The sequence below is a fragment of the Ruminococcus sp. RTP21198st1_G1_RTP21198_201120 genome (assembly GCF_040924265.1).
GTDB lineage: Bacteria > Bacillota > Clostridia > Oscillospirales > Ruminococcaceae > Hominimerdicola > Hominimerdicola aceti.
This window is the reverse complement of the sequence record NZ_JBCOMH010000007.1, coordinates 102,030-117,554: the sequence shown is the minus strand read 5'-3', so window position 1 is coordinate 117,554 and position 15,525 is coordinate 102,030. Positions and strand designations below refer to the sequence as shown.

Here is a 15,525-nt window from a genome sequence, read left to right as displayed (position 1 = left end):
GGATATGCTCATGACAAATTTCAGGATAATACTTGCCTATAACGGCACAGCATATCATGGGTGGCAAAGGCAGAACAACGCCCTTGCCGTTCAGCAGGTGCTTGAAGAAGCTATCCTCTCGCTGACGGGACAGACAGTCACAGTGAACGGCTGTTCACGAACAGATGCAGGGGTGCATGCAAGGCGGTTTTGTACAAGCTTTCTTATAGAGTCCACAATAACCTGCCGTGGCATAGTTTTTGGACTTAATTCAAAGCTTCCAGACGATATCTCCGTGCTGGAGTGCGAAAAAGTCCCCCTTGATTTTCACGCAAGATATATGTGCAGCGGCAAGGAGTATGAGTATATTATACATAACAGCGAGATAAAAAATCCCTTTTATAAAGATACAGCCTACCGCAGTTGGTTTCCAATAGACGAGAAAAAGCTTGATAAAGCGGCACAGGATTTTGTGGGAACGCACGATTTCAAAGCCATGTGTTCCACCGATTGCACAAAGGAGAATACAGTTAGGACTATATTCTCTTTCCATGTAAGACGTGAGGGCGAGCTTGTGATATTCACAGTTTCGGGAGACGGCTTTCTGTACAATATGGTAAGGATAATGGTAGGCACGCTTATTTTTATAAACGAGGGCAAGATAGGAGAAACTCAAATACCCGATATACTTGCGTCAAAGGACAGAACAAGAGGCGGAAAGACCGTTCCGCCGCAGGGATTGTATCTTAACGAAGTGTATTATGATAAAGATAAAGGATCTGAACAAGGTGAATGATAAAAGATCAAAGAGCAGGCGGAGAAAGAAAAATCCGCCTACCAAAGAAGAAAAAACAATAAGAATAACCAAGCAGACGGATTTTGTTCAGCGTGACGAGTTTCACGGTGCAGAAGAGCCTATGCCGAACGTTACTTTCAGAGAGATAAAGCGCCAGAAAAAGGCGGCTCAGAAAGCGGCGGAACGTGAGCAGGAAGAACAGCTCCGAAAAGAAGCGGAAGAAGCCGAGGAGTCACGAAGCAGAATAGAGCTGACGAACACCGAGGATAAAGCCGAGGTGGAAAAGCCTGAAAAAGCTGATGAAAGCAAGATAACAGTATCAGGCGGTGAAAATAAAGAGCAGGTTTCAGAAAGCAAAGAGGAAAAATCCGAGCATAAAAGCAGAAAAGAGAAAAAAGCCGAGAAAGCAGAGAGGTCTGACGAGGAGATATCCAACGTCACCGATATAAGAGCGGCAAGAAAGAAAGAGAAAAACAAAAAGCTCTATAAAAAGATAGCCGCCATAGCAGTGGTGGTCGCTTTCGGAGTTGGCGTTTACGCTTCAAGAGGAGTGTGGGTGCCGAAGCTTGAGGGCATTTTGGACAGACCTCATGCCACTATAGTAAACGACGGCAAAAAGCAAAGTGGAAATTTCCCGCTGACCTTTGATGAAAGCTCCGTTAACGTTATAAAACAGCTTTCCGACGGTATAGTGAGAGTTGACGACAGGAACATTGCTTTTTATGACGAGTCTGGCAATAAGATATCGGATAATTCTCACAACTTTGCAAACCCTGTTGTAAGAACATCTGGCAAGCGTGTGCTTGTTTATGATAACGGTGGAAATTCTTTCAGAGTGCTGAATAAAAAGGGCGAGCTGCTCTCAAAGGATATAGACCAGTCTATACTTTTGGCGGAGATAGCCCCTGACAGCACAGTTGCAGTGGTCACCCAGACTGAGAAATATGCCGCAGTGCTGACAGTTTATGACTCCTCGGGAGCAGAGATATATCAGTGGTCAAGCTCACGAAGAATACTTGATATAAGCTTTGATAAGGACGGAAGCGGCTGTTGTATCTCAACATTTTCCAGCAGTGGTGGAGCGTTACGCTCGGTCGTCTATTATGTGACCTTTGACAGCACAAAGGAGAAGATGAAGAGCGAACAGCTTGAAACTCTCGCAGTTGCCGTTCAGCGAAACGATAACGGCGATTATTGGGTAGTGGGCGATACCTGCTTCTACAAGCTTGACAGCAATGGTAAAATACTTATGCAGTATGAATATCCTGAGGAGCTTTCAGACTATGCCCTGACAGACACCACTGCCGCAGTAGCATTCGATGGCATACAGCGTAAAACAGGAACTCTTGCGGTGTTCCGTTCGGACTCTGACGGAGATAAGCCTGATAGCGTTGTTTATACTCAAAGCGGCAAGCCTAAGAAAATGACCGCAGAGAACAAGAAGGTGATCCTTCTCGGCGAGGATAATATAGAAGCCTATGACAGTGCAGGAAATCTACTTGCAACAGCGGCAGTGTCCTCTGAGTATCTCGACTTTGTTTACCTCAACGACAGCGTTTATTTCCTGGGTCTGCATGAGATAAACAAAATAGCTTTCGAGACCTGACGAAAGGCAGGAAAATATGGCATATTTTTTTGACGGAGCAGTTATAATGATCCTTATCGTGACCGCTCTGACAGGATACTGTAAGGGCTTTGTGAGATATGTCATCACAATGCTCGGAACAGTGGCAGCCGTTCTTGTGGCTTTTCTTATAGCCAATATGTCGGCTGAAAATGTATATAACAAATATTTCAAAACACAGCTTATAACGAGCCTTGAAAACGCTGCTGAACAGACGGATCTTTCAAAGCTTGTGAGCAATGAACTGAAAAACGAGGGCGTTGATATCGACCTTTCAGATGAGGAGATAAAAAACGTCCTGTCAGGGGCAGGCACTCTTGCGGAGAATACCGAAAAGCTGCTTGTTTCAAAGGGAACAGACCTTGATACTGCTCAGCAAAAGGGCGAGGAGCTTTCAGAGTATATCCACAGCGTTATGCCCCAAAAGCTCAGCGAAAAGCTGGAGGGCAATAAGCTTGGAAAAAGTCTGTCTAAGGCGGTGAAGTTCACTGCCGAGCAGATAGACGAAGCCGTCAAGGCTCTCTCTGAGGGTGGCAGAACTGGTGCTGAGTATCTGGAAAAGAACATTTTCCGACCGATCGCCCTGACTTTTATAAGGCTTTGCGTGTTCATGACGGTTTATGTGCTTATGGAGATAGTCATAAGGCTTATCCTGCGTCTGTCGGGAGTTTTTACCCGAATGGCAGGTCTGACAGCGGCAAACCGTTTCGCAGGCATGGTGCTTGGTCTTTGCAAAGGTGGTCTGTATCTGGTGTTGATAGCCTTTATGGTCTGCACTGTGATAAATGCTACCGAGAACAAGCTTCCCAAGTTCAACAGCGCTGTTTTTGAAAATACCTATCTGTTCAGTTACTTCTTTGATATTCTGTATAAATGATTACCGTAAGGTGTATCAGTAAGGAAAGGAGCAAATAAAAATGTTAATGTGTTCAAGATGTAAAAAGCGTCCTGCTGTGGTGTTCATCTCACAGATGAACGCCAAGGACCCTCAGCACAAGAAGAACGAGGGACTTTGCCTTGTTTGTGCCAAGGAGCTTGGCATTTCGCAGGTGGACGATTATATGAAGGCAATGGGCATCTCAGACGATGACCTTGAAGCAATGTCAAATCAGCTTATGGAGGCTTCCGACGGGGACGATTTTGAGCCGGGCGGAACGAACTTCCTGAGCAATCTTTTCGGCGGTGATGCAGCCAATCTTTTCAGCAACCTCGCAGGAGGTATGCCTAAAGCCACCGATGAGGGCGGAGAGAACAAGCCAAAGGATAAAAAGAAAAAGCTTAAATTTCTCAACAACTATTGCACAAATCTTACTCAGAAAGCAAGAGAGGGCAAGCTTGATAACGTTGTGGGCAGAGATAAGGAGATATCAAGAGTTATCCATATCCTGTCAAGACGTCAGAAGAACAACCCATGCCTTATAGGCGAACCTGGCGTTGGTAAAACAGCCATTGCCGAGGGTATCGCACAGAGGATAGTTGGCGGAGATGTGCCGTTCCATATCAAGGATAAGGAGCTTTACCTCCTCGACCTTACCGCACTTGTTGCAGGCACTCAGTTCAGAGGACAGTTCGAGAGCCGTTGTAAAGGACTTGTAGAGGAAGTAAAAGAGCAGGGCAATGTTATCCTCTTTATAGACGAGGTGCATACCCTTGTTGGCACAGGCGATAATGAGGGAACGATGAACGCAGCTAATATCCTGAAACCGTCCCTTTCAAGAGGCGAGATACAGGTCATCGGCGCAACGACTTTCAAGGAGTACAGAAAGTATATCGAAAAGGACTCTGCACTTGAAAGACGTTTCCAGCCTGTAACAGTTTCCGAGCCGACAGTTGAGGACACAATCACAGTCCTCAAAGGCATAAAGCAGTATTACGAAAATTTCCATAGAGTAAAGATATCAGACGATATGCTCAGAGAGTGTGCAGTGCTTTCTGAAAGATATATCAACGACAGATTTCTCCCTGACAAGGCGATAGATCTTCTTGACGAAGCCTGCGCCTGCACAAGTATCAGAACACCTGAAATAGAGGAGTTCGACGCACTTAACGAGGAGCTTAAAAAGCATGAAAAGCTCGTTGAGGATTACGAGCAGAAGTCAGACCCTGACTATGAGATAATCGCAAAGGAAAAGGGCGAGATACTCAGGATCCAGAACAGACTCAAAGAGGTGGAAGAAACTCTTAAAAACGTTCAGGTCACAGAGGACGATATCTCAAAGGTAATAGAGCTTTGGACAGGTATCCCTGCCAATAAGATAGCTCAGACCGAGTATGATAAGATAAAGCATCTCAAAGAAGCCCTTTCAAAGCGTGTTATCGGTCAGGACGAAGCCGTTGATAAGGTCGCAAAGGCAATAAAGCGTACAAGGGTTCAGCTTTCAAAACGTCGCAGACCTGCTTCATTTATTTTCGTCGGCCCAACAGGCGTTGGAAAAACAGAGCTTGTGAAAGTCCTTGGAGAAGAGCTTTTTGACGCCACCGAGCCGCTTATCAGAGTTGACATGACCGAGTATATGGAGAAGCACTCAGTATCAAAGCTTATCGGCTCACCTCCGGGATATGTAGGCTTTGATGAAGCAGGTCAGCTTACCGAAAAGGTGCGCCGCAGACCATATTCAGTGGTACTTTTTGACGAGATAGAAAAGGCTCACCCTGACGTTATGAACATACTTCTCCAGATACTTGACGAGGGACGTATCAACGATTCACAGGGCAGAAGCGTTTCATTTGAGAACACAGTTATCGTCATGACATCAAACGCAGGTTCGACTGATAGAGATACAGGTGTGGGCTTCAATAAGACCGACAGTGATATCGCCAAGGATAAAGCAATGAAAGCACTGAGAGATTTCCTGAGACCTGAGTTTCTTGGAAGAATAGACGAGATAGTTGTGTTCAATCCGCTCACAGAGGAGAATTTCGCAGGCATAGCAGGTCTTATGCTGGACGAGATGAAGTCGCCGTTGGAGGAGAAACATATCAGCCTGAGATATACAGATGAAGCTCTGAAAGCTATTGCACATAAGGCATACGGTCAGAAGCTTGGTGCAAGAGATATCCGCCGTGTCATAAGAAACGAGGTTGAGGATAAGATAGCCGAACTGCTTATAGACAAGGGCGAGGGAGCGGTGTCCGCCGTGGCAATATCCGCTGACAACGGAGAGATAAAGGTGGACGCACTTTAAAAGCCTAAAGTTATAAAATCAGGGTAAAAATTATAAAAAAATACTTGATTTTTATGACGGTATGTTATATAATAAAGGTAAGGTTGTTAGTTTTTTAACAACGTGAATTAAAAAATTAAATTGAGAGGTGTCTTTAAAATGGCAGGTTTAAACAAAGTTACTGTTGATGACATTAATGTAAAGGGCAAAAAGGTACTCGTAAGAGTTGACTTTAACGTTCCTCTTAAGGACGGCGTTATTACAAACGATAACAGAATAACAGCTGCTCTCCCAACTATCAAGAAGCTGGTAGCTGACGGCGGCAAGGTAGTTCTGTGTTCACATCTCGGCAAGCCAAAGAACGGCCCAGAGGCTAAGTTCTCACTTGCTCCTGCTGCTGCAAGACTTGCAGAGCTTCTTCCTGAAACAAAGGTAACATTCGCTGCTGACGATACAGTAGTTGGCGACAACGCTAAGAAGGCAGTTGCTGAAATGGCTGACGGAGATATCGTTGTTCTTGAGAACACAAGATTCAGAGGCGCAGAGGAAACAAAGAACGGCGAAGCTTTCGCTAAGGAACTTGCTGACCTCGTTGACGACGAAGTATTCGTAATGGACGCTTTCGGTTCAGCTCACAGAGCTCATGCTTCTACAGCAGGCGTTACAAAGTTCGTTAAGGAAACAGCAGTTGGTTACCTCATGCAGAAAGAAATCAACTATCTCGGAAATGCAGTTGAAACACCTGTTAGACCATTCGTTGCTATCCTCGGCGGCGCAAAGGTAGCAGATAAGCTCAACGTTATCTCAAACCTCCTCGAGAAGTGCGATACACTTATCATCGGCGGCGGTATGGCATATACATTCCTCAAGGCACAGGGCAAGGAAGTTGGTCTTTCCCTCGTTGACGATACAAAGATCGACTACTGCAAGGAAATGATGGCAAAGGCTGAAAAGCTCGGCAAGAAGCTTCTTCTCCCTATCGACACAACAGTTGCAGCAGGTTTCCCTGATCCAATCGACGCTCCTATCGACGTAGAAGTTGTTGATTCTGACAAGATCCCAGCTGACAAGGAAGGCCTCGATATCGGCACAAAGACACAGGCTCTCTTCGGCGAGGCTGTTAAGTCTGCAAAGACAGTTGTTTGGAACGGTCCTATGGGCGTGTTCGAGAACCCAACACTTGCAAAGGGTACTATTGCAGTTGCAAAGGCACTTGCTGAAACAGACGCTACAACTATCATCGGCGGCGGCGACTCAGCAGCAGCAGTTATCCAGCTTGGCTTTGCTGATAAGATGTCACACATCTCAACAGGCGGCGGAGCTTCACTTGAATACCTCGAGGGCAAGGTTCTCCCAGGTATCGACGTAATTGCTGACAAGTAATATATCTTACTAGGCTATAAGCTAGGGGCAGGCAGGTTTTGCCTGTCCCTTTTTTATGCAGAAATCGAGGTAGTAAAAATGAATGAAATAACACTACTTGCAAAAAGCGGATTAGGCTGGCAGGGCATAGGCGGAATAATTCTTCTGCTCACAGGCATTGGACTTATCTATTTCGGTATCAAAGCTTTGCAGGGCTATCGCTTTTTTCCAGAGCAGGAACATAATATCCCCGAGGAGGATCACTACGAACCAACTCAGGCAAAGGCCTTGCAGAAAGTCAAGACCACAATGCCTGATTTCAACGGCGGCGAGGACAGAGTTTTTACCGAGTGGAAAATCGGCTATACCATTGACGGCGAGAAATATACCCAGATAGTCACAGACAACGGCTATGAAAAAGGCGATATCATAGACATAAAGTATAACCCCGCAAACCCACAGGAATTTTACCTTGACGATGAAAAATCAAAGGTAGAAGTCACTGAGGAGGAAAAGGAAGCCGAGGAAAAAGAGGAGAAAACGCCTTTCGGCTATGCGGCTATCGCTATCGGTGTCCTGCTTGGCATTTTCGGTGTCGTTATGCTTATAGATAAGCTGTAAAAAACAGATAAAATAAGTCCAAGCCTTTGTTAATTAGTTGACAAATACGAGTGAATGTTGTATAATAGACTTGGAAAACTAGCAGGAGCAGTTTTTCTGTTCCCTATAAAAAATAAAGGAGTTTTTTATCATGAAAAAAGCTGTAAGAAAAGCAATTATTGCAGGAAACTGGAAAATGAACAAGACAAGACCTGAGGCTAAGGAGCTTCTCGAAGCTATCAAGCCACTTGTTGCAAACGCTGAGGGCAAGGTAGAAGTTATCGCTTGCGTACCTTTCACAAACCTTGAAACTGCTATCAACGCAACAGCAGGCTCAAACGTAAAGATCGGCGCAGAGAACGTTCACTTTGAGAAGAGCGGCGCTTTCACAGGCGAGATCTCAGCAGATATGCTCGTTGAGCTTGGCGTTGAGTACGTTGTTATCGGTCACTCAGAGAGAAGACAGTATTTCGGTGAAACAGACGAAACAGTAAACAAGAGAACAAAGGCAGCTCTTGCAGCTGGTCTTAAGCCTATCGTTTGCGTTGGCGAGCTTCTCTGGGAGCGTGAGTGCAACATCACAGAGGAAGTTATCGCAAGACAGGTAAAGCTTGATTTCTTCGGCGTATCAGCAGAGGACGTTAAGAAGTCCGTTATCGCTTACGAGCCAGTATGGGCTATCGGTACAGGCAAGACAGCTACAGCAGATCAGGCTGAGGAAGTTTGTGCATTCATCAGAGCAACACTTGCTAAGATCTATGACGAAGCTACAGCAGAGGCAGTTACAATTCAGTACGGCGGCTCAATGAACGCTAAGAACTGCGCAGAGCTTCTTTCTAAGGAGAACGTAGACGGCGGTCTTATCGGCGGCGCTTCACTGAAGGCTGCTGACTTCAACACTATCGTTCAGGCTGCTGTTGAGGGCTAATTAACAGACGGATATCTAGGGGTAAAATATCATTCGTCACAAGAACAAACAAATAAAAAGTTCCGCAGGGGACGGCTGCGGCTGTCCTCTGCTTTTTTTGAACAGGGGGGACGCAACTATGAAAAAATTAATATTTGCAGCATTAGTATTATCAATGTGTATGTCATTTGCAGCTTGCGGAAGTGTTGACGAAAGCAGCGCACCAGCGGCAGAAAGCTCTCAGACAACATCTGAGGCTCAGCTTGAAAATGTAACTATCAAAATGGACTCTAGTAAGCTCCTTAGCGGCGTTGAGTTCACAGACAGCGAGTTGCTCGACAAGATAACAGAGTTCCGCACGAAAGTCATGGAAAACGCAGAAGAAAAAGAGCCGGATTCAAAGGAGTACGTTGTTGGCGGCGATTGGCTGGATATAAAATGTTCAGAAGGTCCAGCTATCTACTATGAAGCAGGAGAGAGTAACTATGTCCGTATCGGCGCAAAGACCTATTACACAAGCGACGATACTGCCAAGGAATTTAAGGAATATGTCCTGAGCTTCCTTGAAAATGGCGGTTATTGGGGATAATACGAATATAAATGATGTTGAAAGGACTAAGAAATATGTCAAAGAAACCCATAGCACTTATCATTATGGACGGCTTCGGCTATAATCACAAGGATTACGGCAACGCTATCAGAGCTGCCAAAACACCTAATATCGACAGACTTCTTGCCAACTATCCGCACACTCTTATCGGTGCAAGCGGCATGGACGTTGGACTTCCTGAGGGACAAATGGGTAACTCAGAGGTAGGCCATACAAATATCGGTGCAGGAAGAATAGTTTATCAGGAGCTTACAAGAATAACAAAGTCTATCAAGGACGGCGAATTCTTCTCAAACGAAGCTTTTACAGCAGCCGTTGAGAACTGCAAGAAGAATGACAGCGCACTCCACCTGTTCGGACTTCTTTCAAACGGCGGCGTTCACTCACATAATTCACACCTCTATGGTCTTTTGGAGCTTGCTAAGAAAGCTGGTCTTACAAAGGTATACGTTCATTGCTTCATGGACGGCAGAGATGTTCCTCCTACAAGCGGTGTTGACTTCGTAGCTGAGCTTGAAGAAAAGCTCAAGGAAATTGGTGTCGGCAAGATAGCAACAGTAATGGGACGTTACTATGCAATGGACAGAGATAACCGTTGGGAGCGTGTAGGCAAGGCTTATGACGCAATGGTATACGGCGAGGGCAATAAGGCTGATAACGCAGTTGATGCTATCAAGGCTTCCTATGCCGCTGACGTTACAGACGAGTTCGTTGTTCCTACAGTTATCGATGAAAACGGCAAGATATCCGCAAACGACAGCGTTATCTTCTTCAACTTCCGTCCTGACAGAGCAAGAGAGATAACAAGAACTCTCGTTGACGACGACTTCACAGGCTTTGAGAGAAGAAATGGCAGATTCCCACTTTACTATGTATGCATGACACAGTATGACGCAACAATGCCAAACGTTGACGTTGCATTCAAACCAGCAAGCCTTGAAAATACTTTCGGCGAGTATATCGCAAAGAAGGGCCTTTCACAGCTTAGAATCGCTGAAACAGAGAAGTATGCACACGTTACATTCTTCTTCAACGGCGGCGTAGAAGCTCCTTTTGAGAACGAGGACAGAGCCCTCATCAATTCACCAAAGGTAGCAACTTATGACCTCCAGCCTGAAATGAGCGCATATCTTGTTTGCGACGAAGTTCTCAAGAGAATAGAGTCTGACAAGTATGACGCAATTATCCTCAACTATGCAAACTGCGATATGGTAGGTCACACAGGCGTGTTCGACGCAGCCGTAGCAGCAGTAGAAGCAGTTGACGAGTGCGTAGGCAAAACGGTTGACGCAGTTCTTGCAAAGGGCGGTATAGCACTTATCACAGCAGACCACGGCAACGCAGATAAGATGATGGAAGAGGACGGCTCTCCATTCACAGCCCACACAACCAACCTTGTACCTCTTATTATCGCAGGCGCAGGCAATGTTCTTATCAGAGAGGGCGGCGTGCTTGCTGACCTTTCACCAACAATGCTCAAACTCATGGGTCTTGAGCAGCCAAAGGAAATGACAGGTAAGTCTATCATCAAGGACTAATTTCCATAAAATAATCAAGGCAGTACCGAGAAAATCGGCACTGCCTCTTTATCTATGTACGTTGTAGGGGAGCGACGCAATTTCCGCTTTGCAGAAATACGACGTCCCGCTTTTCAACGCTGCGCATTATATTAAAATTTGTTTGTCTGTTCCAAGTGTTTATCTATCCTATTTCAGCGGGTCAAGCCCTTTAGCCATTATGCAGTAGGTACTGCCGTATGGGTTCGGTATGGGTGGCATTCTGCTCACATGAAACTCTTTTGGCAAACCACGGCTGTCACATGGGAAACTCATGGTCACACAAGTGCCTTTGCCGATCTCGCTGCGATAGCTTAGTTCACCGTCAAAACGGTCGCAAAAGCATTTTGCCAGTGCAAGCCCCAACGCCTCGCTGCTACTGTATTTCTGGAATGTGCCAAATGGCGTGATAGCCGCCTGCCATACATCGTCTGTCATGCCATTGCCGTTATCACTTACTGACAGTATTATCCTGTCGTCCTCGGTTTTTAGGATAAGCTCCACCTGCCGCTGTTCCTTGTCATTGTACATATATGCGTTCACAAGCAGATTTACAAGCACATTTTTAATAAGGCTTTTGTTTGTTTCAAAATAAATGCACGGGTCAATGGAGTATCTGAAAATACATCCGTCCTCCTCAAGCAAATTGCCTTCTTCGTCGCATACCTCACCGCATATGTCTGATAGGCTCTGATATTCAGTTGTGAAATTGCCACTGAAATATTTTGCAAGTTCTGTCATGTTCACCGTTGCGGAAAATGTCTTTAGTATACGAAGCCTTGCCTCATGGTCAAAATGCTCATATTCAGTGCCGGCTTTTGAAGAGAAGGATTTCTTTTGGCTGTCAAGCATCGCTAACATTTTAGAAAGCTCCATCCTTATGTTGCCGAGAAAATTCGATTTGAAGCGTAAATATCCAGACTTGTCCGAAAGACGTTCTATGTCCATGCAGGAGTAATAGTGTATGAGATAATTCGTTATAATGCCATTATCTCTCAGTGGTTCAAACCGCATTGCCGCCGAGTCTGCAAACCTGCCCTTATATTCAAAGGTAGCTGTCTTTTCAACAGGCAGAATGAAAGCGTTTTCCGGAGTATCGCATAAAGCAGAAATATCTATAACATCAGGCAGATCACCATGATTTTTCCAAATGACATTAAGCTCAGCGTCAGTGAGGATAATGTTTTCCCCAGACTGAGCGTATATCTCTTTCACAGAAGATGTCAGTTCCACTTTGTTAGCCTGCCTTTCATAAAGATCTCATGTAAATATTATAACCTAAACTGTCGGGGTAGTCAATAAAAAATCATCAATATTTGATCATATTTTAAAGAATTTAGCAGTGCTTTGACGGATCAAGACTCAGATGGCTTTACGGTGAAGTTTTAAGGCAACACCGCACAAAGCCCGCCTGACGGCTTTGCACGCCATCTGCTTGCGGATTTTCCGTCATATCACACAAAAATCCCTTGACATATGACAGTATGCCTGCGGAATTTTTATGTGACCTGACGAAAAAATCTGACTACGCATCTGACGCACAATCTTTGTGCGGTATTGCCTTAAAGAAAAAAAGTTCTAAGTTTTTTGTAAAAACACTTGCAATGTATAGAAAAATGTAGTATAATAAATACAGAAAAATTTTTAGGAGGTAAATTAATTATGGCAGTTAAAGTCGCAATTAATGGTTTTGGACGTATTGGACGTCTTGCATTCAGACAGATGTTTGGCGCAGAGGGCTACGAGGTAGTTGCAATCAACGACCTGACAAAGCCTTCAATGCTCGCTGATCTTCTTAAGTATGATACAGCTCAGGGCGGTTACTGTGGTAAGATCGGTGAGAACCTTCACACAGTATCAGCTGACGATGAGGCTAATACTATCACTGTTGACGGCAAGACTCTTCAGATTTATGCAGAAAAGGACGCTAAGGATTGTCCTTGGGGCAAGCTTGGTGTAGACGTAGTTCTCGAGTGCACAGGCTTCTATACATCAAAGGCTAAGAGCCAGGCTCACCTCGATGCTGGTGCTAAGAAGGTAGTTATCTCAGCTCCTGCTGGTAACGACCTCAAGACTATCGTTTACTCAGTAAACGAGAAGACACTTACAGCAGACGATACAATCATTTCTGCTGCATCTTGCACAACAAACTGTCTTGCTCCTATGGCTAATGCTCTTAACAAGTATGCTCCTATCCAGAGCGGTATCATGAGCACTATCCATGCTTACACAGGCGACCAGATGATCCTTGACGGTCCTCACAGAAAGGGTGACCTGAGAAGAGCAAGAGCTGGTGCTGCAAACATCGTTCCTAACTCAACAGGTGCTGCAAAGGCTATCGGTCTTGTTATCCCAGAGCTTAACGGCAAGCTCATCGGTTCTGCACAGAGAGTTCCAGTTCCAACTGGTTCAACAACAATCCTTACAGCAGTTGTAAAGGGTGCTGACGTAACAGTTGAAGGCATCAACGCTGCTATGAAGGCTGCATCTTCTGAGTCATTTGGCTACAACGAGGATCCAATCGTTTCTTCTGACGTTATCGGCATGAGATTTGGTTCACTCTTCGATGCTACTCAGACAATGGTATCTAAGATCGCTGATGACCTCTATGAGGTACAGGTAGTTTCTTGGTACGACAACGAGAACTCTTACACATCACAGATGGTAAGAACAATCAAGTACTTTGCTGAACTTGCATAATCTGCACAGCCAAAACTAAATTGCTTACTAAAGACCGCTTCATCATGAGGCGGTCTTTTTTTGCGTATGTATACAACAAAGGTGAGCAAAAATGGGTAAACACTGTTAGTCCCTACGATTTATATTACACAAATGTAGGGGCGACCTTTGGTCGTCCGCTTGCCAATCGCAGCCTTATGGCAACACAAAAAAAGGACGAACCCCAAGTTCGTCCTTTTGTCGTTCATATCAGAAACCACGTCCTCCGCCATGACCTCTGCCAAAGCTCATTCCCGTGGAATTAGAAGTAACAATGCCGTCAATAGTCACGGTTTCCGACTGCGACCCTGCCGTAATGGTGTAGGTTTCGCCTTCCTTCAGGTCAGCGGTTGTGAATACAACGCTCTGCCAAGTCTTTGTAGGGGTAAAGCTTAAGATCTCCTTGCCGTCACTGTCAGTGATAGTCAGTTTTTCGTTTGCTGAAACTGTCGAACCAAGATCGTGCAGAACACTGTATTGTGTGGAGCTGTCACCGAAGCCTTCTTCCATTCCAACTGCACCACAGGCGATGAGCGTTCCCCCTGTTACAGTTGCAGTGCCGTTGTAGTCAAGTGCACCGTTGCCACCGTTAGTAGGTCCGCAAACGTAAACTGTACCGCCTGCCATTGTGAAGTTGCCATTTGAGTCAAGTCCGTCGCCGTCAGCGTCAATGGTTACAGTTCCTCCGTTGATGTTAAGTTCAACACCGTCCTGTGACGAGAATTGGTCAGCATCCATTCTGTCTGTTGATCCAGTGTCGCTTCCGCCTGCGCAGTTTATTCCGTCATCGCTTGCTACCACTGATATGGTGCCACCGTCTATTGTTACGATAGACCCCTCGATACCCTCGTAGCTCTTTGTGATGTCTACAATGCCGTCTGATATGGTCAGATTTCCGTCAGCGTGCATTCCATTGTCACCCGATGCCGCAGAAATGTTTCCCCCTGTTATAACAATGTTTCCGTTGCTGTGTACTGAATCGTCTGCCGAATCTATCTTGAACTCGCCGTCGCTTATGTTTACCTCGCTGCCTGCCTTTAAAGCCTTTGCAGATGTTGAAGTGCTGTCCGTTGTATCTGTGCTGTCAGTGGTCGTGTTAGCAGCAGTTTCTATGGTAAGCCCTGTGTCGTCAGACGTAGGCATTGCAGGCGGTTTGCCTCCCGTGCCGTTTCCGTTATCGTCAGGTCTGCCCATTCCGTTCGGACCACCACCACCGTTGCTCATGTTGTTCTGCCAATTTCTGTTTGGCGTGCCGTCAGACTTCATAGAAGCGTTTGCACTTCCACCGCCTGTGGTGATGTCAAAGCTTCCGCCCTCGATAGAAAGCACAGTTTCCGCCTCGAATGCGTCATTGTTTGCGACTACTGTGAAGCTTCCCCCTGTCACGCTTATAAAGCCTTTGTCAGAAGCCTCTGTGTTAGTGGATTTTATGCCGTTCGTGCCTGCGGAAATGTTGACTGTTCCGCCAGATATCTTAACACTGTCCTTGCCTTCCATAGCGGTTGAAGCCGAGGTCACATTGATATTTCCGTCAGTGATAACAAGATCGTCCTTTGAAACTATGCCGTGCTTGTAGTTTGCATTCACAGTAAGTGTACCGCTGCCGTTTATAGTAAGGTCGGCTTTGGAGAAAATAGCACCGTCTGTGTTGCTGTCATCTTCTCCTAAAGAGTAGCTTGCACTGTCCGTCAAAACGTTCTCTGTGCCGTCCTCCAGCACGATATAAACTTTTTTAGCTTTGCTCACAAGCAGGGGAGCGTTGTCAGCACAAGTTATGTCAACTCCATTGAAAATAAGCTTTATTTCAGCCGTCTTGTCCGCTGAAACGATTATCCTGCCGTTGGTCGCCGTGCCTGAAAGAATGTAAGTGCCTGCCTGCGAAATGGTAACAGTTTCCCCCTCAGCGGTCGCACCCTCACCGTCTATAGCTGCACTGCCATCAGCAAATGTAATCCCTATTGAGCTTTCCTCGTCATATCCAACGTCAATGTCCTCTGCCGCAATGCTTGCGTCAATGTCAGACTTTGCCGACTGAGAAACACTGTTTGTGGTCTGTGAAGAACTTGCACTCTCTGAACAGCCTGAAAAAGCCGTGACCGTGATAAAAAACGCCGCCGTGATAGCTGCCAGCTTTTTAGTGTCCGAAATTTTCATGAAAAATACCCCCTTGTATGGTAAAAAAGGTTGAAAAAACCGCACAAGACCGCTT

The 15,525-nt window shown here is 45.6% G+C and carries 12 protein-coding genes; 10 read left to right on the top strand and 2 right to left on the bottom strand.

What is annotated here, in order from left to right; genetic code table 11:
• The first annotated feature begins 10 nt into the window (after positions 1–10).
• The 9 genes from truA (at position 11) to gpmI (ending at position 10,580) form a co-directional block, all read left to right on the top strand.
• Positions 11–775 carry a tRNA pseudouridine(38-40) synthase TruA gene (truA, locus tag AB5627_RS06255; protein WP_022287448.1) on the top strand — a complete coding sequence of 255 codons (765 nt, stop codon included), beginning with the start codon at positions 11–13 and terminating at the stop codon, positions 773–775.
• A complete protein-coding gene (locus AB5627_RS06250; protein WP_278634656.1) occupies positions 741–2,381 on the top strand; it encodes a DUF5711 family protein in 1,641 nt (546 codons plus the stop codon). Before truA ends, AB5627_RS06250 begins: the two co-directional genes overlap by 35 nt.
• 16 nt (positions 2,382–2,397) lie before the next feature.
• Positions 2,398–3,276: a CvpA family protein gene (locus tag AB5627_RS06245; protein ID WP_278642555.1), complete on the top strand. Its 879-nt coding sequence runs from the start codon at positions 2,398–2,400 to the stop codon at positions 3,274–3,276.
• Between the two features lie 40 nt (positions 3,277–3,316).
• Entirely contained in the window at positions 3,317–5,584 is a 2,268-nt protein-coding gene (locus AB5627_RS06240; RefSeq protein WP_333635014.1) for an ATP-dependent Clp protease ATP-binding subunit, read from the top strand.
• Positions 5,585–5,722: 138 nt separating this feature from the next.
• Positions 5,723–6,946, top strand: coding sequence for a phosphoglycerate kinase (gene pgk / locus AB5627_RS06235; protein ID WP_022287444.1), 1,224 nt, complete (start codon positions 5,723–5,725; stop codon positions 6,944–6,946).
• A 78-nt stretch (positions 6,947–7,024) separates the two neighbouring features.
• Positions 7,025–7,546, top strand: a complete 522-nt coding sequence (locus AB5627_RS06230; RefSeq protein ID WP_022287443.1) for a DUF3592 domain-containing protein — start codon at positions 7,025–7,027, stop codon at positions 7,544–7,546.
• A 130-nt stretch (positions 7,547–7,676) separates the two neighbouring features.
• Positions 7,677–8,453, top strand: a complete 777-nt coding sequence (gene tpiA / locus AB5627_RS06225; protein ID WP_022287442.1) for a triose-phosphate isomerase — start codon at positions 7,677–7,679, stop codon at positions 8,451–8,453.
• Positions 8,454–8,571: 118 nt separating this feature from the next.
• Positions 8,572–9,021, top strand: a complete 450-nt coding sequence (locus AB5627_RS06220; protein ID WP_022287441.1) for a hypothetical protein — start codon at positions 8,572–8,574, stop codon at positions 9,019–9,021.
• A 35-nt stretch (positions 9,022–9,056) separates the two neighbouring features.
• On the top strand, positions 9,057–10,580 hold the full coding sequence (gene gpmI / locus AB5627_RS06215) for a 2,3-bisphosphoglycerate-independent phosphoglycerate mutase (protein WP_022287440.1): 1,524 nt from the start codon (positions 9,057–9,059) through the stop codon (positions 10,578–10,580).
• Between the two features lie 168 nt (positions 10,581–10,748).
• On the opposite strand, the gene AB5627_RS06210 is transcribed toward gpmI, so the two are convergent.
• Positions 10,749–11,831 (bottom strand): sensor histidine kinase, encoded by a 1,083-nt coding sequence (locus AB5627_RS06210; protein WP_368369737.1) that lies wholly within the window; start codon positions 11,829–11,831, stop codon positions 10,749–10,751.
• Between the two features lie 429 nt (positions 11,832–12,260).
• On the opposite strand from AB5627_RS06210, the gene gap reads away from it, so the two are divergent.
• Positions 12,261–13,298 (top strand): type I glyceraldehyde-3-phosphate dehydrogenase, encoded by a 1,038-nt coding sequence (gene gap, locus AB5627_RS06205; protein ID WP_022287438.1) that lies wholly within the window; start codon positions 12,261–12,263, stop codon positions 13,296–13,298.
• 228 nt (positions 13,299–13,526) lie between these two features.
• On the opposite strand, the gene AB5627_RS06200 is transcribed toward gap, so the two are convergent.
• The gene (locus AB5627_RS06200) at positions 13,527–15,470 is read right to left on the bottom strand and encodes a carbohydrate-binding domain-containing protein (RefSeq protein WP_368369736.1); all 1,944 of its coding nucleotides are present in this window, start codon (positions 15,468–15,470) and stop codon (positions 13,527–13,529) included.
• Positions 15,471–15,525 lie beyond the last annotated feature (55 nt).